General features: G+C 66.6%; 17 protein-coding genes. 6 read left to right on the plus strand and 11 right to left on the minus strand.

The genetic code is table 11. From position 1 onward, the window contains the following. Nucleotides 1-115: 115 nt before the first annotated feature. Complete coding sequence (locus RM96_RS22830; protein WP_039013902.1) at nt 116-1,189, minus strand: phosphotransferase; 1,074 nt, start codon at nt 1,187-1,189, stop codon at nt 116-118. 229 nt (nt 1,190-1,418) lie between these two features. On the opposite strand from RM96_RS22830, the gene RM96_RS22835 reads away from it, so the two are divergent. Further along, entirely contained in the window at nt 1,419-4,097 is a 2,679-nt protein-coding gene (locus RM96_RS22835; RefSeq protein ID WP_052279676.1) for a LuxR C-terminal-related transcriptional regulator, read from the plus strand. Between the two features lie 59 nt (nt 4,098-4,156). Here RM96_RS22835 and RM96_RS22840 read toward each other — a convergent pair whose 3' ends face one another. The 4 genes from RM96_RS22840 to RM96_RS22855 are packed head-to-tail and all read right to left on the minus strand — an operon-like array spanning nt 4,157 to nt 8,981. Next, a complete protein-coding gene (locus RM96_RS22840; protein ID WP_039013903.1) occupies nt 4,157-5,353 on the minus strand; it encodes an aromatic ring-hydroxylating oxygenase subunit alpha in 1,197 nt (398 codons plus the stop codon). Beyond that, a complete protein-coding gene (locus RM96_RS36435) occupies nt 5,350-6,225 on the minus strand; it encodes an enoyl-CoA hydratase/isomerase family protein (protein WP_052279677.1) in 876 nt (291 codons plus the stop codon). The genes RM96_RS22840 and RM96_RS36435 overlap by 4 nt, the downstream gene beginning before the upstream one ends. A 23-nt stretch (nt 6,226-6,248) precedes the next feature. Next, nucleotides 6,249-7,742, minus strand: coding sequence for a class I adenylate-forming enzyme family protein (locus RM96_RS22850; RefSeq protein ID WP_039013904.1), 1,494 nt, complete (start codon nt 7,740-7,742; stop codon nt 6,249-6,251). A 6-nt stretch (nt 7,743-7,748) separates the two neighbouring features. Continuing rightward, nucleotides 7,749-8,981: an aromatic ring-hydroxylating oxygenase subunit alpha gene (locus tag RM96_RS22855; RefSeq protein WP_052279678.1), complete on the minus strand. Its 1,233-nt coding sequence runs from the start codon at nt 8,979-8,981 to the stop codon at nt 7,749-7,751. Between the two features lie 296 nt (nt 8,982-9,277). On the opposite strand from RM96_RS22855, the gene RM96_RS22860 reads away from it, so the two are divergent. From RM96_RS22860 to RM96_RS22880, 5 genes are all read left to right on the plus strand, one after another. Continuing rightward, the gene (locus tag RM96_RS22860) at nt 9,278-10,447 is read left to right on the plus strand and encodes an aromatic ring-hydroxylating oxygenase subunit alpha (protein ID WP_039013905.1); all 1,170 of its coding nucleotides are present in this window, start codon (nt 9,278-9,280) and stop codon (nt 10,445-10,447) included. A gap of 44 nt (nt 10,448-10,491) precedes the next feature. Next, nucleotides 10,492-11,712 (plus strand): CaiB/BaiF CoA transferase family protein, encoded by a 1,221-nt coding sequence (locus tag RM96_RS22865; protein ID WP_052279679.1) that lies wholly within the window; start codon nt 10,492-10,494, stop codon nt 11,710-11,712. Nucleotides 11,713-11,777: 65 nt separating this feature from the next. Continuing rightward, entirely contained in the window at nt 11,778-13,316 is a 1,539-nt protein-coding gene (locus tag RM96_RS22870; protein WP_039013906.1) for a class I adenylate-forming enzyme family protein, read from the plus strand. Nucleotides 13,317-13,340: 24 nt separating this feature from the next. Further along, a complete protein-coding gene (locus RM96_RS22875; protein ID WP_039013907.1) occupies nt 13,341-14,108 on the plus strand; it encodes a glucose 1-dehydrogenase in 768 nt (255 codons plus the stop codon). Nucleotides 14,109-14,257: 149 nt separating this feature from the next. Then, entirely contained in the window at nt 14,258-15,409 is a 1,152-nt protein-coding gene (locus tag RM96_RS22880; RefSeq protein ID WP_052279680.1) for an aromatic ring-hydroxylating oxygenase subunit alpha, read from the plus strand. A gap of 61 nt (nt 15,410-15,470) precedes the next feature. Here the strand turns inward: RM96_RS22880 and RM96_RS22885 are convergent, their stop codons facing one another. From RM96_RS22885 to RM96_RS22910, 6 genes are all read right to left on the minus strand, one after another. Further along, on the minus strand, nt 15,471-15,791 hold the full coding sequence (locus RM96_RS22885) for a 2Fe-2S iron-sulfur cluster-binding protein (RefSeq protein WP_039013908.1): 321 nt from the start codon (nt 15,789-15,791) through the stop codon (nt 15,471-15,473). Nucleotides 15,792-15,842: 51 nt separating this feature from the next. Beyond that, nucleotides 15,843-17,063, minus strand: coding sequence for an NAD(P)/FAD-dependent oxidoreductase (locus RM96_RS22890; protein WP_039013909.1), 1,221 nt, complete (start codon nt 17,061-17,063; stop codon nt 15,843-15,845). A 41-nt stretch (nt 17,064-17,104) separates the two neighbouring features. Then, nucleotides 17,105-19,435 (minus strand): enoyl-CoA hydratase-related protein, encoded by a 2,331-nt coding sequence (locus RM96_RS22895; protein WP_039013911.1) that lies wholly within the window; start codon nt 19,433-19,435, stop codon nt 17,105-17,107. Continuing rightward, entirely contained in the window at nt 19,422-21,563 is a 2,142-nt protein-coding gene (locus RM96_RS22900; RefSeq protein ID WP_052279681.1) for an acetate--CoA ligase family protein, read from the minus strand. The genes RM96_RS22895 and RM96_RS22900 overlap by 14 nt, the downstream gene beginning before the upstream one ends. Nucleotides 21,564-21,626: 63 nt before the next feature. Further along, nucleotides 21,627-24,050: an efflux RND transporter permease subunit gene (locus RM96_RS22905; RefSeq protein ID WP_238587377.1), complete on the minus strand. Its 2,424-nt coding sequence runs from the start codon at nt 24,048-24,050 to the stop codon at nt 21,627-21,629. 41 nt (nt 24,051-24,091) lie between these two features. Then, nucleotides 24,092-25,225: a WD40/YVTN/BNR-like repeat-containing protein gene (locus tag RM96_RS22910; protein WP_082016674.1), complete on the minus strand. Its 1,134-nt coding sequence runs from the start codon at nt 25,223-25,225 to the stop codon at nt 24,092-24,094. Between the last annotated feature and the right edge of the window lie 56 nt (nt 25,226-25,281).

Here is a 25,281-nt window from a genome sequence, read left to right on the forward strand (position 1 = left end):
CTCTGTGTCTGCCGCGTGATCGCGGACCAATGGTTTGATGAGGTGAGATGCATTCTCGGGGCTTACCGATTCCCGGTAATCGTCTTATCCGACGTTTTGACGCGCGATCGATGCGTCAGCGATTTGCCTGGCGCGCACGCTCCAGCCCGAGTTCCGCCAGCGCCGCCACCTGCAGGCCATTGCGGATCGAATCGTCCGACGCCGCCATGCCGTCGAGCGCCCGCTTCAGCACTCCCTGCAGGATGGCAGCCATGCGGAAGAGGTTGTAGGCGAGGTAAAAGTTCCAGTCGCCCGTCACGGTGAGGCCCGTCGAGGCGAGGTAGCTGTCGCGGTATGCGTGCATGTCCGGAATGCCGAGCGCGGCGAGGTCCAGGCCGCCGAGGCCGCGAAAAACGTCGGGCGGAATGTCCCAGTACATGCAGAGGTAACTGAAGTCGGCCAGCGGATGCCCGAGCGTCGACAGTTCCCAGTCGAGGATGCCGAGGACGACAGGCTCGGTCGGATGGAAGATCAGGTTGTCGATGCGGAAATCGCCGTGGACGATGGACACCGGCGGCGCGTCTTCCGGCGGGATGTGAGAGGGAAGCCACTCCATCAGTTCGTCCATCGCGGCGATCCGGGCGGTTTCGCTGCTGCGGTACTGCTTCGACCAGCGCTCGATCTGCCGCTGGAAGTAGTTGCCGGGCTTTCCGAAATCCGACAGCCCCGCCTCTCCGGGTTTCACCCGATGCAGGGCCGCCAGTGCATCATGCATCGCGTGATAGATGGCGGCACGCTCCGCCGGCGCCATCCCCGGCAGCGACGGATCCCAGAACACGCGCCCCTGCAGGCACTCCATGACATAAAAGGCACGTCCGATAACCGCCTCGTCCTCGCAGAGCGCGTAGACCTTGGCCACCGGCACGTCCGTGCCGGCCAGCGCGCGCTGTATGCGGAATTCGCGTTCGATAGCATGCGCCGACGGCAACAGCCGCGCCTTCGGTGCCGGCTTGCTGCGCAGCACATAGGTGCCGGACGGCGAGGTCAGGCGGTACGTCGGATTCGACTGCCCGCCCTGGAACCGGGAGACGCTGACGGGACCGCGGAAGCCGCTGACGTTCTCCTCCAGCCAGCGCTCCAGCCGGGCGGCATCGAGATGGAATGTCCCCTGGGCAGCCTCACCGGGGCGCGAGCCGTTGTGCAGAGTCATGATTCACGGATGGATTGGACACGAGCGGCAATCGTATCCGCGAAGTGGAGGGCGAAAGCGGCTCTGGTGCGATGTCCAGCGCAATATCGTCGTTTTCGACGAGTCAGCGGAGCCGCCGGGGGAACACTGCCCGATCGCTGCGCGCTACAATCACTACGCCCCCTGGCCCTGCTCTCCGACTCCCGGAGCATGCCAGCGAGGCCATAACTATGATTACGAGACGTCCCCGATGCGCCCCTCCCCTGGCCCATTCGCTACCAATTCCGCCGCCAATTTCGCAGCCAAGCTCGAACAGCCTCCCGTCACGCCCGATCAGGTCGCGCGCCCTGCCCTGTCCAGCCTGATCTGCAATGCCAGCATCGCCAAGCTGGTGCTGCTGCGCGCGCCGGCGGGCTTCGGCAAGACGACGGTGATGAACCAGGCGCGGGCCTGCCTGGAGCAATCGGGAATCGAAACCGCCTGGCTCACCCTCGACCAGCAGGACAACAGCCCCGAGCGCCTGCTCAGGGGGCTGTCGATGGCGGCGGCGAATCTTTGGCCGGACCGCCGGGGCGCGACGACGCCGCTCGAAACGATCGAGATGCTTGCGTCCCACCCATCGCCGCTCGTGCTGTTTCTCGATGAATTCGAGGTGATCCACGATCCGGACGTGCTCAAGCTGCTGCGCGAGATCATCGACCGCCTGCCCCGGCGCAGCCAGATCGTCGTCGGTTCGCGCAGCGTTCCCAACCTGGGCCTCGGACGCCTGCGCGCCCGTGGCCAGCTTCTGGAGATCGACGCCGAGCAACTGCGCTTCACGCTGGACGAGACCCGGGAGTTCATCAAACAGCATCGGCTCGACTCGCTGCCGGCGGAGGACGTATTGCGCCTGCACGCCAAGACCGAGGGCTGGGTGACGGCCCTGTGGCTAGCGTCGATTACCCTCGCGCAGCACGGCGACGAAGGCAAGTTCATCGAACATTTCTCAGGGTCGAGCCAGGCGGTGGCCGATTTTCTCGCCGAGGACGTGCTGTCGCGCCAGGCGCCGGAGGTCCGCCAGTTCCTGCTGCGCACCAGCATCCTGAAGCAACTGAATCCGGCCCTGTGCCAGTCCCTCTGCCCGGCGCACAACAGCGCGGAGATGCTCGAACATCTCGCCTCCACCAGCCTGTTCCTGACTCCGATCCCGGGCGAGCAGCATGCCTATCGCTATCACCATCTCTTCGCGGACTACCTGCGCTCGCAACTGGCGCTGGAACTGCCGAACGAAGTGGCGCGGCTGCACCTTGCCGCGTCGGGCTGGTACGAGTCACACAGCCGGCCGGGGCCTGCCATCGACCATGCCATCGATGGCGGCGACCATCCCTACGCGCTCAGCCTGTTGTCGCAGCACGCACCCGATTTCCTGAAGCAGGGCCGCCTGCGGCTGCTTGCGCGCTGGTTCTCGCAGGTTCCGGAGCATCTGGTCGCGGAGCATCCGCTGCTGCTGGTCACCTGGGCATGGGCCATCTGCTTTACGCGCGGTCCGCGCGATGCGTGGGAACTGCTCAAGCGGTCCGGCTGCCTCCACAGCGGCGACGAGACGGTAGCGTTCAACGTGAAAGTGCTGAGCATCTTTCTGCTCACCATGACGGACCGCTTCGACGAGGCCTTTGCCGCCTGCAAGGAGATCGTCCCGAGCCTGCCCACGGGCCTCCCGTTCGCGGACTCGGTGCTGATCAACTGCATGTCGCACCTCGCCGCGACGCTAGGCGATCAGGAGGAATCGCAGCGCCTGACGGCCCTGACCCGCAGCGCCTATCCGGACAGCGCCTTCAACCGGATGTACTCCGACTGCCTCGAAGGCGTACTCGACCTGCAGCAGGGTCGGCTGCGCCATGCAATGGCGCGCTTTCGCATGGCAGTTGGCCCCGACCAGCCCGGCGGTGCCACACACAGCAACGTCAATGCCTGGGCCGCGGTACTGCTCGCGGACACCATGTACGAGACGAACCAGTTCGACCAGACCGAGCACCTGCTCAACATTCACCTGCCGCTGGCGCGCGACCTCGGCCTGCCCGAGCGCCTGATCAGTTGCCACCTGATCCTGGCTCGCATCGCTTTCTGCCGTGGCGACATCGACCAGGCTTTCCAGCATCTGATCCAGCTCGAATACATCGGCCAGAACCGGCAGTTGCCGCGCCTGATCGCGACGGCGCGCCTGGAACGGTCGCGGCTCCTGCTGCTGCAGGGCAACAGCCTCGGCTCGCGCGTCGAACTGGAGCGCGCCAACGACCAGGCGGTCTGGACGTGGGTTCGCAAGCACCGGCAGGTCGTCCACGACCTCGACTACATTGAACTGGCCCAGATGCGCTGGGAGATGACCTTTGGCGATGCCGCCGCCGTGGCGCGGCGCCTGCTCGACGCGTTCCGCGAAGCCCGCCAGCGCGGCCTGGGCAGGCGCGCGTTCAAGCTGGAAGTGCTGCGCGCGCTGGCCACTGCGAAGTCGGGAGACCTGGGCACCGCCACGACGCTGATGTCGAAAATCCTGCTGCTGGCTTGCCAGGAAGGTTACGTGCGCCTGATCCTCGACGAAGGCGCTGCGGCGGCGCAGTTGATCCAGCGTGTCTACGCGACCGTCTCCGGCAGCGACGGCCCGCGCAGGGATCCCATCTTCGTCGACTACCTCCAGCGCTTGCTCAAGATCTGCGGCCCGATTGAGGCCGACGAAGATGCCAGTGGTCCGCAGATCGTCGAGGCCCTTTCGCGCAAGGAGGTGCGTGTACTGCAACTGGTCGCGGAAGGCTATTCGAACAGCGCAATGGCCGAGAAGCTGTTTGTCTCCGATAGCACGATCCGTACCCACCTGCGCAATATCAGCGCGAAGCTCCAGGCGCAGAACCGCACGCAGGCCGTGGCAATCGCACGGCGCCTTAAGCTCATGCCCTGATCCGGGCGGCGTTACGCCGAGCCTTGTGCTGTCGCCCTGCCCGGCGGACGGCCTCCCGCTCAACCCTTGTCAAAGTGGCGCTCGAGGATGCGGTAGAACACGGGAATCTGGGTCTCCAGCCCGCCATAAATGAGTTCCTTGATCGCGCCGGACGCGAGCCCCACCTGCGAGATGCAGGCTGCTCGGAAGTCCTCGTTCCCGAATACGTTGACGATCATCTCGTAGGACTTTCCGAACAGCTCCCTCGCCTTGTCGTTGTCGGCCGGGTCCCGCGTCAGCATGAAATACTCGACCGTCGACTTCCCGGCGGCCCCGGGCTTGATGATCATCACGCTGACGTAGTACGGACTGGTCACCACCACGACGTTGGGGAACGCCACGTAGGTGATCGTCACGGTTTTGTGGATGCTCTCGCCGGGCGCGTCCAGCATGGACGGCTCGAAGTTCGCCTTGCCCGATACCTGCCGGATGTGGTCGCCAAGCTGGCTAGGCACAGTCGGGACATCGGCGAACAGCGGGCCAACGGTGGCGGCATGCAGGCGCTGGACGTGGTAGCCCTCCAGGAACGGCTCGATGACCAGCTTCCAGTTGGCATCGAGATGGAAGGTCTTGTGGCCGTACAGGTGCAGCCGAGGCAGATTCAGCGCCTCGAAGTCGGCCAGCAATTCGTCGTTCAGCTTGGAGAAATCGGGCGGGGCGGCGGCGTCGAGCATCACCCAGATCAGGCCGCCGGCTTCCCGGCTCGCGAGCGGGGCGAGTCCGTGGTCTTCCTTGCACAGCCCGGCGAACACTTCCTGGCGCGGCACGCCGACCAGCCTGCCGTCCAGGCTGAACGTCCACGCGTGGTACGGGCAACTGACCCGCGCGGCCTTGAACGCATCCGTGCGCTCAACCACTTTCGAGCCCTTGTGCTGACAAGCATTGAGGAACGCCCTGACTTCGCCCCCGCCATCGCGGCTCAACAGGATGGGCAGGCCATACGCCTCCAGCGCCAGGAACATGTTGTTCTCCGGCAACTGGACCGACAGCGCGACCGGCATCCCGAACTGCTTGAAGATCGACGACTGCTCCAACGCGAAGTGCACCGGGTCGACGAAGATCTCCACGGGCCGGCGTTCCATCACGCTCACATGCGTGGCCTGGTCGTGTGCCGGGATGCGGCGGATGGCCTCGATCTGGCTCGGGCTCAGCGACTCGATTGCCTGGACAGTCCTGCCATGCGACTGCGCGGTGACTTCAGCGGCTTGCTGGTTCATGCTGGTTTTTCCTCAAGACTTTGGACAACAGTGTTCAGGTCGGGAAACGGCTGGTGGCCGGCATTGAAATCCTCCATGCGCCGCAGCGCGTGCGGACTGCGCAGCAGTTCCGCGAAGGCGCCGCGCTCCAGCGCCATCCCGGCGCCTTCGTCGGCCTCCCGCGCCGCCTGATTCAGCCTGACGAGATGGGTCAGCGCGCCCGGCGCCCGTCGCGCCAGTTGGCGCGCGACGGCGCGCGCATGGGCCACGGCATCCGGCACGACGGCATGAACGAGACCGATCCGCGTCGCTTCCGCCGGTTCGACACACGTCCCCCGCAGCAGCATCTCCAGCGCCCTGGCATGCCCCACCGCCCATCCCAGCCGCTGCGTACCGCCGCCGCCGGGAATCAGGCCCAGTTCGACTTCGGGCAGGCCGAGGCGGTAGTCGCCATTCTGCGCATACCGCAGGTGGCAGGCCAGCGCCAGTTCCAGGCCGCCGCCCATGCACCAGCCGTTGATCGCCGCGACCGAAATCCGCTCCGGGCTGGCGAGGCGGGCCGTGCAGCGATGGAACCCCGACTCCGTCGGCGGTGCCTGGGGGCTGAAACGGAGATCGCGCTCGACAAGCGTGCGGCCGCGCCGTGCCAGCACGCCAACATCATAGTGCCGCACGAACACGCCGGGATCTTGCCCCGTCACGATGACCGTGCGGATGTCGGCCTGCGCGTCGATCAGGTCGAACGCTTCGAGAAATTCCCGCTCGCTCTGCGCATCGAAATAGCCGTGCGGCGGATTGAACAGCGCAAGCGTCGCGCTCGATTCGTCGCGGGACAGTTCGACGCGCGTTCCACGGAGCAGGCTGGCAGCGCTGGCAGGTGTGGGTTGTGTCATGTCAGTCGGCACAGGATCGATGCTCAACGCACGCGCGGCAGCGTCGCGACCATGTCGCGATACTTCTCGCGCAGCGCCACCTTCGATAGCTTTCCGGTCGCCAGGCGCGGCAGCGGTTCGTCCGACAGCACCAGGTAGCGCGGCACCTTGTAGGCGGCCAGCCGCTCGTTGCAGTGGGCGATGATCTCCTCCACGCTGATCGCGCGGCTCGCATGGACCACGGCCAGCGGCGTCTCGCCGAACTTCTCATCCGGCGCGGCGATGACCACCGCTTCCTCGATGTCGTGGAACTGAAGAATGACGCTCTCGACTTCGGCAGCCGAGATGTTCAGACCGCCGGAGATGATGATGTCCTTCTTGCGGTCGACGAAGGTCAGCAGTCCGTCCTCGTCGAGCACGCCGATGTCGCCGGTGTACAGCCAGCCATCGCGGATCACCGCCGCCGTGGCCTCGGGATTGTTCCAGTAGCCCAGCATCATGCCCGGGCCGCGCAGCACGATCTCCCCGGGCTGGCCGGGCGGGCAGAACTTGCCGTCGTCGCCCACGATGCGCAGGTCGGTGAAGATGCCACCGCGTCCGCATTTCTCCGGCGAGTCCACCGCGCGGTCGGCCGGCATGACCGTCGCATAGCCGCCGATCTCCGTTTGGCCGTACATCTGGCGGATGATGACGCCCTTCTGCTTCCACGTATCGAGCAACGCGCGGCTAACCGCCGCGCCGCCCACCGTCACCAGGCGCAGGCTGCTCAGGTCGGCCTCGGCAAACCCGGGGCAGGCGGTGATGCGCTCGGGGAAGATCGGCGCGCCGCAGAACACGTTGATCCGGTCCTGCTGGATGAGGTCCAGCGCGCGCTGGGCATCGAAGGCCGGCTCCAGGTAGAAGGTCGACCCGGCAGTCATGTATGTGACGAGCTGGACGAAGCCGGCGGAGGTGCTGAGCGGCGCACAGGTCAGCGCACGTGCACCCGGCGCGATGCAGCCGGGGAGATGCAGCACGAACTCGGCGACGGCGTTCGCCATCGACCGGTGCGAGTAGACCACGCCTTTCGGCCTGGCCGTCGACCCGCTGGTGGTGATGATCGCGACCGGGGCGTCGGGCAGGAGGTCCGGCAAGGCGGCGTCGCCGCGCATCTGCGCAACCTCCGCAATGTCCACCACGGCGACATCCGTGCTAGCCAGCTTGGCGCGGTTCGCCGCGTCCGCGAACGCGCGGGCCGGCGTGGTGTCCGCGAAGACCTCGCCAATCTCGTGCGCGGTCAGGCGCGTGCTGACGGGCAGCACGATGGCACCCGCCCGTATCGCCCCGAGGATGAGCGCACAGTAGTCGATGGAATTCCCCGCGCAGATGGCGACACGGTCGCCCGGCCGGACGCCCATCTCCACCAGCCTCGCCGCGATGCGGTCGCCCCGGTTGTCATACGTGCGATAGGAGATTGTCTCGCCCAGCACATGGATCGCGACTGTATCCGGCGTGTTCCTGGCCCACCAGGAAATTGCGCTGCTGAAAGTCAGACTCATGCTCGTTTAGCTCCGCGAAGAATGATCGGTCATTGCGTACGCGCCCGCCGCCGCGAGGCGGCGCTCGACGAACTCGTAGAACAGCGGAATGTTGGTCTCCATCCCCCCATAGATCAGTTCCCGGATTGCCCCCGATTCGATGCCGCGCTGGGAGATACAGGCCGCGTGATAGTCCTCGTTGCCGAACACGTCGAGGATCAGTTCGAACGAGCGCGCGTAGAGTTCCTTTGCCTTGTCGTTGTCCGGCGGCGTGCGCGTCAGCATGAAATACTCCACCGTGGATTTCGCCGGGCCGTTCGGCTTGACGATCTTCACGCTGATGTAGTGCGGGCTGGTAATCACCACGGTATTGGGGAACACCATGTAGGCGAAGGTCACGGACTTGTGGATGTTCTCGCCCGGCTTGTCGAGCACCGACGGCTCGAAATCCGCCTTCCCCGACACCTGGCGGATATGCTCGCCCAGCACGTCGACCACATTCGGCAGGTCCGCGAACATCCCCGCCACCGAGTTGGCGTGCAGCCGCTGGATGTGATACGGCTCCAGGAACGGTTCGAGCACGAGCTTCCAGTTCGCATCGAGTTCGAAGGTCTTGTGGCCGTATAAGTGCAGGCGCGGCAGGTTCAGCGCCTCGAAGTCGCTCACGAGGTCGTCGTGGATATGGCTGAAATCCGGCTCTACGTTGCGATCCAGCACGACCCAGATCAGGCCACCTGCTTCCTTGCACGCGAGTTCCGCGAGCGGGTGGTCTTCCTTGCGCAGGCCGGCGAACACTTCCTGGCGCGGCACGCCGACGAGCTTGCCGGTCGCGCTGAAGGTCCAGGCGTGGTACGGGCAACTGACGCGGCCGGCCTTGAATGCGTCGGCGCGCTCCACCAGCAGGGAGCCCTTGTGCTGGCAGACGTTCAAGAACGCCTTGACCTCGCCCGTGGCGGTACGGCTCAGCAGGATCGGCAGGCCGTAGGCGTTGAGCGCCAGGAACATGTTCGGCTCAGGCAGTTGCACCGACAGGCCGACCGGCACCGGCAGCCGCCGGAAGATCGCGCGTTGCTCCTGCTCGTAGTGCGACGGGTCGGTAAAGATGCCGGCCGGGCGCCGCGCGATGGTGGATTCCACCTCGTTCCTGTCATGGGGAGGAATGCGGCGTATGGCCGCGATCGCGCTCGGACCGAGCGACTCCAGCGTCGGCCTCAACACCCGGATGGCATCCGTGCCCAGCGGGTTGTCCACGTCATTCATCTCTGACTCCTTCCTGAATCTCGCTGCAAAGTTGCTGTGGTTTCGGTTGCGTCGCCTGCCCGCCAGTCCCGTCTGCATTCTATGGACCCGCCTCACTGCAAGAAATCGTCGTTTTCGACATTTCTCGAATCGCGCCGCGTGGTCCGTCGGCCCCCCCCGAAATCGTCTCTTACGACGACGACCCCCTTTGCCCCGGCCCTCTACGCTTCCGTCGTGCCATCTTGCGGAAGCAGATTCTCCGAACACTCCTTCGCAAGATGAACCGACCTACCGAACATTTCCAGCCAAGGAGCAATATGTCCAACCTGAAACAGGACATTAGCGTCAATGCGGCCGTCGCTGAGACGATGATCTCGCATCTGATGAACGAGACCACGGACCTGGCCGACCGCGACATCCACGTACCCGTCGAGCATTTCGTGAGTCCGCTGCGCGCCCAGGCCGAGATTGACCTCATGAAGACGCTGCCGTTGCTGGTGGCGCACCGCAGCGAGCTGCCGAATCCCGGCGACTTCATCACCCGTGACGTCTTCGGCACGCCGCTGCTGCTCTCGCGCCAGAACGACGGCTCGGTGCAGGCCTTCCTCAATATGTGCAGCCACCGAGGCGGCCGCGTGGAAACGGGCGAATCCGGCAACCGGCGCGTGTTCACCTGCCGCTATCACGGCTGGTCGTACGACGCGAATGGCGGCGGGCTGCGGGTTGTCCCCTACCAGACGTCGTTCGACCCGATCAACTTCAGCACGCACGGTCTCGACCGGATCAAGACCGAGGAAGTACACGGCCTGATCTTCGTCGACTTCTCGAACAACCAGGCACGCCCTGTTGCCGACTACCTCGGACCCGAGGTGGAAGCGCAGATCGCGCCGTGGTACCTGGAGGATTCGACGATCCTGATGGAGAAGTCCTATACGCTCGACATCAACTGGAAGCTGCTGATGGACGGCGCCATCGATGTGCTCCATCCGCAATTCCTCCACCCGGGCGGCGTGGCCGAACTGGTCGAGACGAATGTCGGCGTGTTCCGCAGCTACGGGCGGCACGGCCAGCACTTCAGCTCGCGCAAGAAGCTGCGGGAACTGGCGAAGAACGGCGACGCGAGAAACCTCGGCACCAAGTACATCGCCTCCAACCTGGTCATCTATCCGAACACGATGATGATCGCGGCGCCGGAGCACGTCGAATTCTGGACCGTCTGGCCCACCGAGAATCCGGCGAAGGCCACCGTGCAGATCCGCTTCCTCGTGCGCAAGAACATCCTCACGCCCGAGATCGAGCGCCGCGTGCGCAAGAGCTGGGACATCCTGGAGAACGCCGCCTCGACCGAAGACTGGCCGATGGAGGAATGGATCCAGCAGAACGCCACGGCACGCCCCACCGGCACCTTCCGGTATGGCCGCAGCGAGTTGTCGGCCCAGCACCTGCACCGCCAGCTTGCCCGCGATCTCGATGGCAAGGAACTCTGAGCGCCCCACCGGGCTTCACCACATCACGGCAAGACGGAGTCTTCATGTCAGGATATGACTTTCTCAACGGCGTCCGCGTGCTCGAAGTCGCGCACCTGGGCCCTTCGAGCCTTGGCGGCTATCTGGCCGACATGGGCGCCGAGGTCATCAAGATCGAAGGGGTCGATGGCGACCCCGTGCGCCACAGCAGTTCGCCGGCGATCGGCTCGCCCGACGGCGTCAGCTTCCTGCACCTGCGCTGGAATCGTGGCAAAAAGAGCGTCGGCCTGAGCCTCAAGAGCCCGGGCGGCGCGGAACTGTTCCGCAAGCTGGCGGCGAAGTCGGATGTCGTGATCGAAGGCATGCGGGCCGGCGTCCTGGACCGGCTGGGGTTGGGCTACGAGGACCTGCGCGCCGTTGCGCCGCACCTCGTGTTTTGTTCACTGTCCGGGCTGGGCCGCGACGGTCCCTACCACACGCTCGGCTCGCACGGGCCGTCCTTCGATGCCTTTGGCGCCCTGTCCTCCACCAACCCGCATTCGCTGACGGCAGCAGAACGCGAAACTTCCAACTTCGCGCCCGTCGGCATGCATGCGATGGGCCTCAACGCCGCGCTTGGAACGCTGGCCGCCGTGTTGCGGGCCAAGCGTACCGGCCATGGCGCGCTGATCGAGGTCACGGGTGCCGAGTCGGCGGCCCACTGGCTGCCGGAAGGCGTCAACACGGTGCTCAATGAGGGCGTGCTGCATGAACGCCCTGGCTTCTACAACAGCGCCGGTCGCATGGCGCTGTGGTCGCGCCTGTGCGCCTACGAGACGCGCGACGGCCAGAAGCTCTTCTTCCAGGGGATGTACGAGAAGTTCTGGCAACGCTTCTGCGCGCTGGTCGACCGGCACGACCTGCAGGCCCGCTACGAGTCAGGCAAGGATCCCGCCGACGTCGACGAGGAGATCCACGGCGAACTCGCGAAGATCTTTCTCACGCGGGACTTCGACGACTGGATGCAGTGCTTCCTGGAACACGACATCCCCGGCGGTCCGGCCAACTCGCCACGGACGCTGGCCTCCGACCCCCACTTCCTGGCGCGCCACAATACCTACGAGATGGAACATCCCGGCATCGGCACCCTCACGCTGACGGGCACGCCGGTCAAGACGCCGGGCCAGCCGTTCGCGCCATCGGCCGCGCCGGCCCAGTGGGAACATACCGACGACGTGCTGGGGAACCTGCTGGGGATCGGCGCGGACGAGGTGGAGCGTCTGCGTCAGGCCAATACGGTCTTCTAGCCACGCCACCCTCACGGGGTGAACTACGAACAACACGTCGTCATGGAACGACATGGAGGAGAGACATGAATCTGGCTCGCTACGCCGACTACTGGGCGCGAATGCGCGGCGAATCGCTCGCGGCGGTCTTCAAGGAGCACCGGTTGTCCTGGGCCGACCTCAATACGCAGGCCAACGCAGTCGCCGCCGCCTTGCAGCAGGCGGGCATCGGCAAGGGCGATCGCGTCGGCTGCCTGCTGAACAACTGCATGGAATGGGTGGTCACGTTCGTGGCCGTGCTGCGGGCCGGTGCCATCCTGGTGCCGCTGAACCCGCGCTACGGCAACGGCGAGTTGTGCGAGATCGCCGCCCAGACCGACTGCACCGCCCTCGTGTCGGTTGCCGAGCACGTCGGCCGCATCAATCCGAAGGTGGCTGGCCGCGTGGCTGACAGCGGCGACATCCACATCTTTCCCATGAAGAGCGACGCGGCGCCCATTTCACTGCGCGAGGCCGTCGCGGCCGGTGGCATTCCGGTGCCGGTCGAAACGGCTGCCGACGATGTCGCCGTCATCACCTTCACGTCCGGCTCCACGGGACTGCCGAAGGGCGCGATGCTGACCCACCGCTCCATCGAGGCGCACGCGTCGAGCGTGTTCAAGGTATTCGGCTGGACCAACGACGAACGCGTGCTGCTGCTCGCGCCGTTCGCGTTCACGGGCGGACTCATTTGCGTCTACACCCCGGCCTACATCATCGGCGGCGCCATCTTCATCGAGGAAACCCTCGACGCCGAGCGCGCCCTGGCCATCATCTCGCAGGAGAAGATCACCGGCCTGACGGGCGTGCCTATCCTGTGGGAGCGCATGGCCGCCTCGCCGGATTTCGCCGCCGCCAACCTCGGCTCGCTGAAGACCGCAACCACGGGCGGCGCCCCGGTCGCCGAGGCCTTGCTGAAGCAGTACACCGACAAGGGCGTCTGCGTGCGCCAGACGTACGGCTGCACCGAGGCCGGCGGCTGGATCGCCGTGCCCAATCCGCGCGACGCGATCGCCAAGCCTTGGTCGTGCGGCTGGGCCAGTCCGACGCTGGAGTATCGCGTGGTCGACGCCAACGGCCGCGCCTGCGCCGTCGGCGAAGCGGGCGAAATCCTGCTGCGCGGCGAGCAGATGTTCCGCGGCTACTGGGCCAATCCCGAGGCAACCGCCGAGGCGTGGAACAATGGCTGGTATCGCACCGGCGACCTGGGCAAGCTCGACGAAGCGGGCTGCCTCCAGATCGCGGACCGCAAGAAGAACATGGTGATCTCGGGCGGCGTGAACGTCTATCCCGCCGAGGTCGAGCGCGCGATGAGCGGGCTGGACGGCGTCGCAGAGGTGGTCGCCTTCGGCATGCCCGATGCGACCTGGGGCGAGCGGGTGGTGGCCGTCGTCCACGGACAGGAAGTACTGGATCCCCAGAGCATCATGAAGGCCTGCCGGACCGCGCTGGGCGCATACAAGACGCCAAAGGAGATCATCATCAGCAGCAAGCCCCTGCCGCGCACGAGCACCGGGAAGGTCCCGCGCAACAACCTGCCCCAATTCTATGAAACGCTGCACGGCGAGAGCCGTGCCGTCGCCTGACCTCCACCGTATCGGGAATCGACCATGAGACTGAAGGACAAGGTCGCCATCGTGACCGGCGCCAGTTCCGGGCTGGGGCAGGCGATGGCGCTGCGCTTCGCGCGTGAAGGCGCCCGGGTGCTGGCCGTGGCCCGGCGCGCCGACAAGCTCGAGGAGATCGCTGCCAGGGCAGCCGACTATCCGGGGGGCGTGGTGCCCTTCCGGGGCGACATGCGAGACAAGGACGACATCCGCCGGATGGTGGCGGTCGCCGTGGAACGCTTCGGCAGGCTCGACGTGCTGGTGAACAACGCCGGCATCAACGACGATTTTTCTGCCGTCGCCGACATGAAAGAGGAACTCTGGCACGACGTCTTCGCCCTCAACCTCGACGCGGCGTTCCTCGCCTGCAAGTTCGCCGTCCCGCACCTGATCGAACGCCGCGGCAACATCATCAACATCGCCTCCATTGGCGGCACCGAGTACGGCCGCTCCGGCGTGGCGTACACCGCCTCCAAGCATGCGCTTGTCGCGATGACCAAGCACACGGCCTTCAACTACGCCCCCACCGGCCTGCGCTGCAACGTGATCTGCCCCGGCCCCGTGGAAACGCCCATGGTCCAGGCGGCGATGGAGCAGGCCGGCAGCATGAACCGCGACGGTGCGCGGCGCGCCAACTCAGGCATGAAGAACCTTGTCCGCATCGGCGAGCCGGAGGAGATCTCGAACATCGCCTGCTTCCTCGCGTCCGACGAGGCCAGCCTGCTCAACGGCGCGGTTGTCGTGGCCGATGCCGGGTGGACGTCGTACTGAGCGACGGCTCCGGCTTTTTCCTGCAATACCCGAAGGCGCAGCCGCGCCTTCGTCCTCTCCCGCAACACCAGGCGCCCCGCGCCCCGGCCATCGGAGCGATGCCCGGGTTCCTCATCCACGGCGCCATCCCCACACCCGAGGAGCCAAGCATGTATTTCAGTCCCGAACGGAACCAGTGGTTCACCGAGCGGCTTTTCGCCCACGTGCGCGCGGGCACCACCGACCAAGCGGCGGGCATGATGGAGTACGACCTTTCCATGTATGCCGATCCGGATATTGCCCGACAGGAACGCGAGCGCATCTTCCACCGCCTCCCGATGATGACCCTGCTGAGTTCGCAGCTACCGGAGGCCGGCGACTTCGTGACGGTGCGGCTGAACCAGACCAACGTGCTCGTGACGCGACAGCCGGATGGCAGCGTGATGGCCTTCGTCAACGCCTGCCGGCACCGTGGTGCCACCGTCGTCACGCAGGAGAGCGGCAAGCGCCGCCTGTTCAGTTGCCCGTATCACGGCTGGAGTTATACCCCCGACGGGAAGCTGAAGGCGATCTCCTTTCGCGAGACCTTCGGCCAGCTCGATGCGCCGCGTGATCTCGTCAGGCTTCCGGTGGAGGAGCGCCACGGCTTCATCTGGATCGTGGAAGACCCAGCCGGCAGCATCGACATTGCCGCGCATCTCGGTCCCGGCATGGACCGGCTGCTCGCCGACTACCACCTGGAGCAGTTCTTCTGCTACCGCACGCACGAGCTGGAATTTCCACAGAACTGGAAAGTGATGCTGGAGGGCGTGCTCGACGGCTACCATGTGTCGTTCGTGCACGGCGACACGATCAAGCCGTACTTCTACCTCAACATGATGGTGATCGACGACTTCGGGCATCACCACGTCACGGGCACCCCGCGCCGCACGATCGACACCATCCTTGACCAGCCGCCCGGCAGCAAGCCGCTGGACGATTACGCGGTCTTCGGCAACCTGGTGTCGCCCAACACGACCTTCGTGCTCCATCCGCACCACATCGAGCACTGGACGCTCTATCAGGACACGAAGGACCCGGGCCGGTGCCGCGTCCAGCTACGCATCCTGACCCGCACCCGCGAGCACGACGAGCGGGGCGAGGCGATCATGGCGAAGAACTGGAGGATTGCCGAAGCCGCGATCGTCAACGAGGATGTACCGGTGGGCAACAGCATCCAGTCCTCGGCGGGCCATCCTTTCGGCAGCCCGGTGCTCCTTGGCCTCAACGAAGTGGGCAACCAGGTGTTCCATCGGGCCTGGCGCCACTACATGGGTGTGTGAGACGCCCTTGAGCGCCCTGAGGTGCGACGGCAGGCGCGCTGCCGCCGTCGCACTGGCTGGTTCAGTACTGCGAGACCGGCAGGCGGACCACCAGCCCGTCGAGCGCCTCCGTCACCTTGACCTGGCAGCCGAGCCGGCTGTTCGGCGCGGGGTCCACCACGCATTCGAGCATGTCCTTCTCCATGGAACTGGCCGGTCCCACCTTGTCGATCCACGCGTCGTCAATGTAGCAATGGCAGGTGGCGCAGGCGCCGGTTCCGCCGCACTCGCCAATGATGCCCGTGACCCCGTGATTGACGGCCTCCTGCATCAGGCTCAGGCCCGGCTTGGCCGCCACCTGCGTGGCCGTGCTGTCGTGGGCAATGAAAGTAATCGAGGGCATGAAATATCCTGTTTCGGTCCTGTTTCTTCTGTTCTCGCTGCCGTGGTGGCCTCAGAAGCAGTCCTTGATGTCGATCGATTCGTCGGCAATGCGCGCCATGTCGGCCGAGCGGCCTTCCGCCAGGAAGCGCTTCGTCACCATGAATTCCTTCGCGCGGTTGATGCAGTCGGCCGCGATCAGCCTGCCTTCCCGGAAATAGAAGGCGGAGAAGCTCCGGCCTTCGCTGGCGCTGCCGCGCAGCACGACCTGGTCGTAGCCCGTGCACAGACCCGCGATCTGAAGCTTGAGTTCGTACTGATCGGACCAGAACCACGGCAACGCGCGATAGGGCAAGCCTTTGCCGCACAGGGCCAGGGCGGCGGTGCGCGCCTGGTCCGTGGCGTTCTGGACGGATTCCAGCCGCAGCCGGCGGCCATAGATGGGGTTGTGGTGGTTGCTGCAATCGCCTACGGCGAAGATGTCGGGATCACTGGTGGTCCCGAATTCATCGACGAGGATCCCGTCGTCGACCCGCAATCCGGCCGCCTCGGCCAGTTCCGTGGCCGGCACCACGCCGACGCCAATGATGACCGCGTCGGCGGGAATCGTGCGTCCATCGCGAAGACGCACGGCCTGCACGGCCTTGTCCCCCTCGATGCCGACCACCACGGCCTGCGTGACGATTTCGACGCCCTCTTCCGCATGCACGCGGGCATAGAAAGCCGACACCTCCGGCGCCGTCACCCGCTGCAGCAGGCGTGGCATGGCCTCCAGCACCGTTACCTGCATGCCCGCGGTGCGCAGCGACGCCGCCGCCTCCAGGCCGATATAGCCGCCGCCGATCATCACGACGCGCTTGCCCGCGCCGATGGACTGCCGGATACCGCCCACATCCCCGACGGTCCGCAGGCAGTACACGCCGGGCAAGGACGCCCCCGGCACGTCCAGCTTGCGGGCGCGCGCGCCGGTCGCCAGCACGAGCTTGTCCCAGGACAGGCTCGTGCCGTCATCCAATTCCACGCGCTTGCGCCCGCGATCCAGCGAGGCGACCCGCACCCCCAGGACGGTCTCGACCCGGTTCTGCACATAGAACGCCTCCGACCGGATCAGCAACTCGTCGCGGGACTTGTCGCCGCACAGGAAGCCCTTCGACAGGGGCGGCCGGTGGTAAGGCAGGATCGGCTCATCGCTGACGAGCGTGATCGCGCCGCTCCAGCCTTCCTGTCGCAGGCTCGCCACCATCTGCGCCGCGGCGTGACCGCCGCCGACGACTACGCAATGATCTCCACTCATGTTCCGTGCCTCGTATTGTTTCTCTGTGCTGCTGTCCGGGCCTACTCGCCCTTCCACTGCGGCGCGCGCTTCTGCGCAAACGCCAGCGGACCCTCGCGCACGTCGTCCGACCGGAACAGGCCGGCCACCGCCGGATAGCGGTTCTGCCGGATGTAGGCATCCGCCATCGTCGGCTCCGCCAGGCCTTTGTTGACGATCTCCACGGACGCGCGTATCGACATCGGGCTGCAGGCCATGATCTCTGCCGCAAGGCGCCGGGCCGCCTCCATCAAGCCGCCCGGCGAGGTGACCTGGTTGACGAAGCCGAGCGACAGCCCCTCCTGCGCGCCCACGCGCCGGCCGGTCAGGATCATCCCCATCGCCTGCTTCAGCGGAATCTGCTGCGGCAGCCGGAGCAGCCCGCCCGCCAGCGCGGCAAGGCCGACCTTCGGTTCCGGCAGGGCGAACACCGCATTGTCGGCGGCGACGATCAGGTCGCACGCCAGCGCGATCTCGAAGCCGCCGCCCATCGCCACGCCGTTCACTGCCGCGATCACCGGCTTGGTGCGGCCGAAGCGGGCAGTCAGGCCGGCAAAGCCGGTCAGGGGCGGCTCGATGCTTTCGCCGCGCGCCATCGCGGTAGCGGTGAACTTGAGATCGTTGCCGGCGCAGAAGGCACGGTCGCCCGCGCCGGTGATGATCGCCACCCATTGCGACGGGTCGCGATCGAACGCGTCGAACACCTCGGCCAGTTCCGCGTTGGCGGCCGGGTGCAGGCAGTTCATGGACTCGGGACGGTTGATCATGACAATCGTCAGGTGGCCTTCGCGCGTCACGCTGCAATACCGGCGCGGCAGTTGCCGGCGATCGCGCGGTTCGGCGCCGGCTTCCCAGACGGGCAGGCCGAAGGTGTCGATCCGCACGTGCCCCATGCTGCCAACGGCGGTGCGCGCGGTGGAGAGCAGCAGTTCCATCGAGGCGCCATCGTCCGTCATGACTTTCGCCATCACGCGCTGGTTGGCAGGCGTGCGTCCGATCACGATGCCGTTGAGCGGCTTGCCATCCCGCGCGTACTGCACGGTATAGGTCTCGACGGTGGCCGGGCCCTGGTAGTCCTCCACCAGCGCCGGCACCTCGCCGCGCGTGCGATCCGCCTCGTCCTGCACGGAATACTCCAGCGCCAGCGGGGCGGCCGGCGGCTGCATGCTGACAACCAGCGTGTGATGCTTGTTGACATAGCCGCCCTGCCCGTACAGCAGGCCGACCTCGCCCGGCGCCGCGCGCAACGCGCGCACCATCGCGCAGATGGCGTGGCCCATGTAGTTGTTCAGGGGGCCACCGAAGAAGGTCAGGCCGCCGGTCACCGTCGGCACATGTCCGGCGGGATCGAGGCCCAGCGTGCGCAGCGCCATCTTCGGCACGACCGGGAAGCAGCTATACAGTTCCAGCTTGTCGAAGCGGCGCGCATCGCCGCCGACGAACTCCGTCGCCCGACGCAGCACCGCCGCCTGCGCGGTGCTGTGCGCGTAACCGTCGCGCAGCAAATAGTCTTCCGGCTCGCACGCATGCGCGCCGCCCCAGATATGCACCATGCGGTCTTCCGGCACCCCGGCGGCACGCGCCGCCGCAAGGCTCGTGACGATGACCGCCGCCGCCTGGTTGACCTGTGGATTGGCCACCATCAGCTTCGGATAGGGCCAGTTGATCAGGCGGTTCTGCTCGCTGACCTCCGCGATGGCCTGCGCGTCCGGCGCCTTGCCGATCCACGCGGACGGATTCGTGGCCGCCACGCCGGCGTACTGCGCCCACAGGCGGGCCGACTCGGCCTGCGCCTGCTGCGGCGACTGGCCCCATGCCGCCTGCACTGCCATCTCGTACAGCGGGTAGACCTGCGCCGGGTCCATCACGCGCAGGCGCTTCGCCACGCGACTCATCGCGAACCGGCTGGAGGGGAACTCCACCGCCTCTTCCTTCGAGACCAGCGGGCTCCAGTCCAGCTTTACCTTGTCCTTGCGGGCCCGGGCGCGGGCATGCATCGCCTCGCCCCCGACGATGGCGGCCACCGCCTGCTCGCCCCGCGCGATGCGCACGGCGGCTTCGTGGACCAGGCGGGTCGGCGTCTCGCCGCCAATGCTGGCGTTGACCTTGCGCGCCGGGTCGATGCCGAGGCGCTGGCAAAGCTGCGTGACGGGGTCGGCATAGCGCCAGCTCACGAAGCCGACGACTTCGATGGATTCGACGCGGGACAGCAGCGCGCCGCCACTGTCGGCCTCGGCGGCGCGCAAGGCTTCCGCCATCAGCGCCAGCGGCTCCTGCGACTGCGCGGGATCGGCGGGCCGGTCGACGAACTCGCCGACGCCGACGATCACGGGAATGTGCTCAGGCTTGTTCATTGACAGTGCTCCATTCGGTCAGGCCGTCCAGCGCTTCGATCCGGACGCCATCGGCCAGCAAGGGGTTGATCTCGAGCGATACAAGGTCCGGGCCGAGGGCGAGGGCCGCCTGGCCGATGTCCACCACGACGCGCGCCAGCGCCTGGCGGTCCACGGCGGCGGCGCCACGGAAGCCGTCTAGCAGCGCGCGGCCGCGCAGTTCGTCGAACATCGCCAGCGCATCCTGCTCGCTGATGGGCAGCAGGCGCATGCTGGTGTCCTTGAGCGCCTCGACAAAGACGCCGCCGAGACCGACGACGATGGCCGGGCCCCATTGCGGGTCGCGCAGCGTACCGACGAACAGTTCCACGCCCGTGGTCCGCATGGGCGAGACGATCACGCCGCTGATACGCGCCTCCGGACGAGCCGCGCTGACGGAGGCCATGATCCGGTCGTATGCCGTGCGCACGGCATCGTTGCCGCGCACGTTGAGCACCACGCCGCCGACTTCGGTCTTGTGCGCGATGTCGGGCGACAGGATCTTGAGCGCGACCGGCTCGCCGAGGGCGGCAGCCACGCGCACGGCCTCGTCAGCGGAATCGACGATGCTCGCCGGCACGACCGGCACCCCCTGGGCGGCCAGATAATCCAGCACCTGCCGCTCGGTGGCGGGACGGCCGCCGGCAACCTGCGCCGACGCCGCGACGACGGCCGCCTTGGTCTGGCGCGCTTCCCATTCCCCCCGGCGCAGCAGGTGCCCGATCGCGCTCAGGCAGTGGCGCACGCCTCCGCCCGAATACACGACGCCGCACTCCTCGGTCAGCGCCCGCGCATCGGCATTCACCGCCGAGAACGTGCTGCTCATCATCAGGCACGGCTTGCCGGTGGTCTTGAAGCCCTCGCCGACATGCTTGATGAACATCCGCGCTGCACCGCGCTTGTCCTCCTTGAGCGGCGCCTCGAACATGAAGCCCAGGATGCCGACCGACGCGTCACCGGCCAGCGTCGCCAGCGTGCGCGAAATCAGTTCGGGCTGGAGCATGGCGGCGCCCGTCAGGTCGAGCGGGTTCGCGGGTGTCGCGAGCGCGGGCAGCGTCTCGCGCAGCGCACCGGTGGTTTGCTCCGCGAGTTGGGGAATCGGGATGCCGCCGGCTTCCGCCTGGTCCGTCACGATTTCGCACAGGCCGCCCGACATCGCCGACACCGCCAATCCCTTGCCCCGCACCGGACCGAGCCGTGCGAACAGGTCCGCCGTCACGACCAGTTCCTCCATCGAATGCACGCGCGAGATGCCGACCTGGCGGCACATCGCGTCGAAGACGCGGTCGTCGCCCACCAGCGAGCCGGTATGCGCCTGCGCGGCGCGGGCGGCGGCCTCGCTGCTGCCGACCTTCAGCACCACAACCTGCTTGCCGGCGGCGCCGGCGGCCTTCACGGCATCGATGAAGCGCGCCGGATTGCGCACCGATTCCAGGAACAGCGCGATCGCCTTCGGTTCCGGCAGCCGCGCCAGGTATTCGATGGCGTCGGCCACGTCGATATCCGCCTCGTTGCCGGTGGAAATCATGTGCGTCAGGCCAACGCGCTGCTGGTAAGCGAACTGCTCCAGTTGGCTCGCCACCGACCCGCTTTGCGAGACGAGCGCGACATTGGGATTCGCCATTGGCCGGCGCAGCGGCGTGGTCCAGATCGGCGTGCTCGCCACGAAATTGGCGAAACCGAGGCAGTTGGGCCCAAGGATGCGGATGCCTGCCGCACGTGCGGCGTCCGCCATCCTGCGCTGCCGGTCGGCGCCGGATTCGCCCACCTCAGCAAAGCCGGCCGACAGGATGACCGAGCCACACACGCCGGCCTGCTCGAGATCGTCGAAGACCTCGGCCATCTTCGATTCCGGCACCATCAGCAGCGCGGCGTCGATTTCCTCGCCGGTGGCGGCGCAGCTTGTCGCTGCCGGCGCACCGAAGAAGGTGCCACCCTTTGGGTTGATGAAATGAAGCTTGCCTGAAAAGCCGAAGCGCATCAGGTTGTCGTATGCGGCCGTCGACCAGATGGACCGTTCAGTCGCGCCGACCAGCGCGATCGAGCGCGGGTTGAACAGCCGTTCGAGCGAGGCTTTGGTTTGGGGGCGGGGTACTGTAGCGTTTTGCACTTTATGGCTCTCTGTTGCGGATACGGGCGGGCACGCCGGTGCCCACCAGCGGTCATTTGGCGGTCAATTGGCTTCTAGGGGCTTGAGCGCAGCGCCTGCCTGCGCCCTGGCCGGAACTTTCTTCAGCAGGAAGTGCGAAAGGCTCGGGATCAGGACCAGGGCGCCGACCATGTTCCACAGGAACATGAAGGTCAGCAGGATGCCCATGTCGGCCTGGAACTTGATGGGAGAGAACGCCCACGCACCCACGCCCGCGGCCAGCGTGATGCCGACCAGCGCGACGACCTTGCCCGTGAAGCGCACGGCGCCACGATAGGCTTCCGCCAGGTCCGCGCCCTGACGCATCAGCGTCAGTTGCGCGCTGACGAGGTAGAGGGCGTAGTCCATGCCGATGCCCACGCCCAGCGCGATCACCGGCAGCGTGGCCACCTTCACGCCCATGCCGAGCTTGACCATCAAGGCCTCGCACAGGATGGAGGTCAGGATCAGCGGCAGGATCGTCACGACCGTGGCGCGCCAGCTACGGAAGGTAATCATGCAAAGCACGATCACCGACAGGTAGACGAGGACGATCATGGTCCGATTGGCCTGCTTCACGACGATGTTCGTGATCGCCTCGATGCCCGCCGAACCGGCCGCCGGCAGGAAGCGCACGTCGGCGCGGTCGTGGGTGGCGGCAAACTGCTCGGTGGCTTCCAGCACGCGGCCGAGGGTGTCAGCGCGGTGATCCGTCAGGTAGGCCACTACCGGAGTCACCGAGCAGCTTGAATTGACCACATCAGGATTGGCGTCCTGCGCGCGCAGCACCGCCGTGTTGACGAGGTTCTGGTTATGGCTGACCGAAATCCACTTCGGCGCCGCCTCGTTCAGCCCGGCCGAGACGATGGCGACGGCGTCGGCCAGCGACGTGGTCGTCTGCACGCCTTTCACGTCGCGCAGGGTGGCGTCCAGGCGGTCGATGTCCATCAGCACCTGCGGCTTCAGGCAGCCGTCCCGCTCGGACTTGACGATCACCGCGAACTGGTCGGACGACAGCCCGTAGTGCGAAGTGATGTAGGCGTTGTCGAGGTTGTAGCGCGAGTTCGCACGCAGTTCCGGCGCGCCCGGATCCAGATCGCCGATCTGCAGGTGCAGGCTGGCGACGAAGCCGCCCAGGGCCAGCGCTGCCGCAACCAGCACCGTCGGCAGAGCCCAGCGGCGTTCGGTGAAGCGGTCGAGCAGGTCCCACAGCTTGCCGAGGCCGCGCCCGGAATCCGTCGCCTCGTCGCTGCGCAGGCTGTGCTGCGCCGCCCGGCCGCTCACGCCCACGTACGACAGTAGCGTCGGCACTAGGATCAGGTTGGTGAACACAAGCATGGCCACGCCCAGGCTGGCGGTGACGGCAAGGTCGCGGATGACCGGGATGTCGATCACTGCCAGCACAGCGAAGCCCACCACGTCGGCCATCAGCGCGGTGAAGCCGGCGAGGAAGAGGCGGCGGAACGTGTAGCGGGCGGCCACGTACTTGTCCATGCCGCGGCCCACGTCCTGCATGATGCCGTTCATCTTCTGCGCGCCGTGCGAGACACCGATGGCGAACACGAGGAAGGGCACCAGCATCGAATACGGGTCCAGCTCGTAGCCGAACAGCCGCACCAGCCCGAGTTGCCACACCACCGCCACGACGGAGCACGACAGCACAAGCACCGTGCTGCGGACGCAGCGGGTATAGGCGTAGATCAGTCCGGCTGCGATCGCCGCCGTGAAGGCGAAGTACAGCATCACCTCGCGCAGGCCCTCGATCAGGTCGCCAGCCAGCTTGCCGAAGCCGACCACGTGGATCTTGATCTTGCCGGGCTTGCCGGGGACGAGGCTGGCCGACTTGGCGCGCAGTTGGCTCTCGATATCGCGGCCGAGCCGGCCGTAGTCGATGCGTTCACCGGTATCCGCGTAGCGATCCAGCAGCGGCACTACGATCATGCTGGAGCGCAGGTCGTTCGCAACCAGGGTGCCGACCAGGTTGGCGCGGCCGACGTTGGTCCGCAGGTCGGCAATGGATTGCGGCGAGCCGTTGTAGTTCGCCGGCAGGACCGCGCCGCCCCGATAGCCTTCCTCGGTGACCTCGACCCAGCGCACGCCCGATGTCCAGATCGACTTCATGAAGGGGCGATTGACGCCCGGCAGGAGGAACAGCGTGTCGTTGACCGCGCGCATCGCTTCGAGGTACTCGCGGTCGTAGATGTCGCCTTCGGTGTTCTCGACCACCACCCGCAGGTTGTTGCCCAGCCCGCGCAACTCGCCGCGGTTCTCCAGGTAGTTGCGGATGTAGGTATGGGTCTGCGGGAGGAGCTTGTCGAAGCTCGCGTTGACTTCCAGTTTCGCGGCCAGGAAGCCGAGGACGACCGTGATCAGCACCGCCAATGCCAGGACCCAGGGGCGGTGATTGAAGACCAGGCGTTCCAGGACGTTGCCGGATTTGGGATCGAATGCGGAAGTCGCTTCCGTCATCGGTGCATCCTTTCCATTCTGCTGTACATGCATGGGCGACCTCATTCCGATTTGATGCTGTTGCCTGCGGACATCGCGCCCGCCACCGTGGCGACCGGCTGGCCGGCCGCACCCGGCGCGACCACGCGCACGCCGTGCGCGCCGGTCAGCAGCAGTTGCCCGTCGCGGGTCTTGCTCACGCCGAAGACTGGCACCGGGCTGCCTTGTGCAAGACGGTTCATCTTGTTTGTGGCGGCGCCCGCTTCCAGCAGTTCGCCGGCCGCGCTGGTCAGGATCAGGCGGCCGTCGGCCAGGAAAATCCCGCCGGTCAGGTTGCTTTGCGTGCCAGTGTCCAGGCGCTCCCAGCTTTTGCCGGCATCGCGGCTGCGCAGGGCGTTGCCCCGGAGACCGAACACGGCAACGTCGTCGCCGTTGCCCGCAATGCCGAAGAAGGAGCCCGGATAGGGCGTGGCCACGCGCCCGAAGCGCCCGGTGGCCGGGTCCTGCTTCAGCACCAGTCCCTGCTCGCCGGCCATCCAGAGCGTGCCGGCGGCGCTGGCGAGGCCGTAGAGATGCATGTTCTGCGGGTTGTCGATCTGTTCGCCGATCGGGTGCCAGTTGCGGCCGCCGTCGTCGGTGCGCAATGCCAGGTTGTAGGCGCCGATGGCGATACCGTGCGTGGCGTCGGTGAAGCGCACGTCGAACAGCGGACGGCCCGGGCCGTCGGCCTTGAAGAGCTCCGCTTCCTGCAGGTCGCGGCGCGCGCGTTCGTCGCCGGCGTCCGCCGCCGGCTTGCTGTGCTTGATGAGCAGGTCCGGCAGGGTGCGGCCGTCGAGTTGCCGCTCCCAGGTCAGGCCGCCGTCGTGCGTGTGAAGCACCACACCGGCATGCCCGACCGCCCAACCCTGCGTGGCCGTCGGGAAATTCACGGCCAGGAGGTCCGTCGACACAGGCACCTTCGCCTGCTTCCAGTGGGCGCCGTTGTCATCGGAGGTCAGCACGACACCCCGCCTGCCGACCACGACCAGCCGGCCGTCCGGGGTGCGCGTGGCACCCACCAGCATGGCACGCTCGGCATTGACGCTCATCCGCGCCGGCTGGTCCAGCGGGTCCAGGAAGACGTTTGGCGCGGCGCTTGCCAGTTGAGCGCCGAGGAGCGTGGCCGCGGCAAGACCTATCCTTATCGCTGGATACATGAAAGACCTCGAGACGATTGTGGAGCGAAGCGATGCGGGAGATTCGGGGAGCGGTC

This window comes from Cupriavidus sp. IDO, from assembly GCF_000812465.1.
Lineage (GTDB): Bacteria > Pseudomonadota > Gammaproteobacteria > Burkholderiales > Burkholderiaceae > Cupriavidus.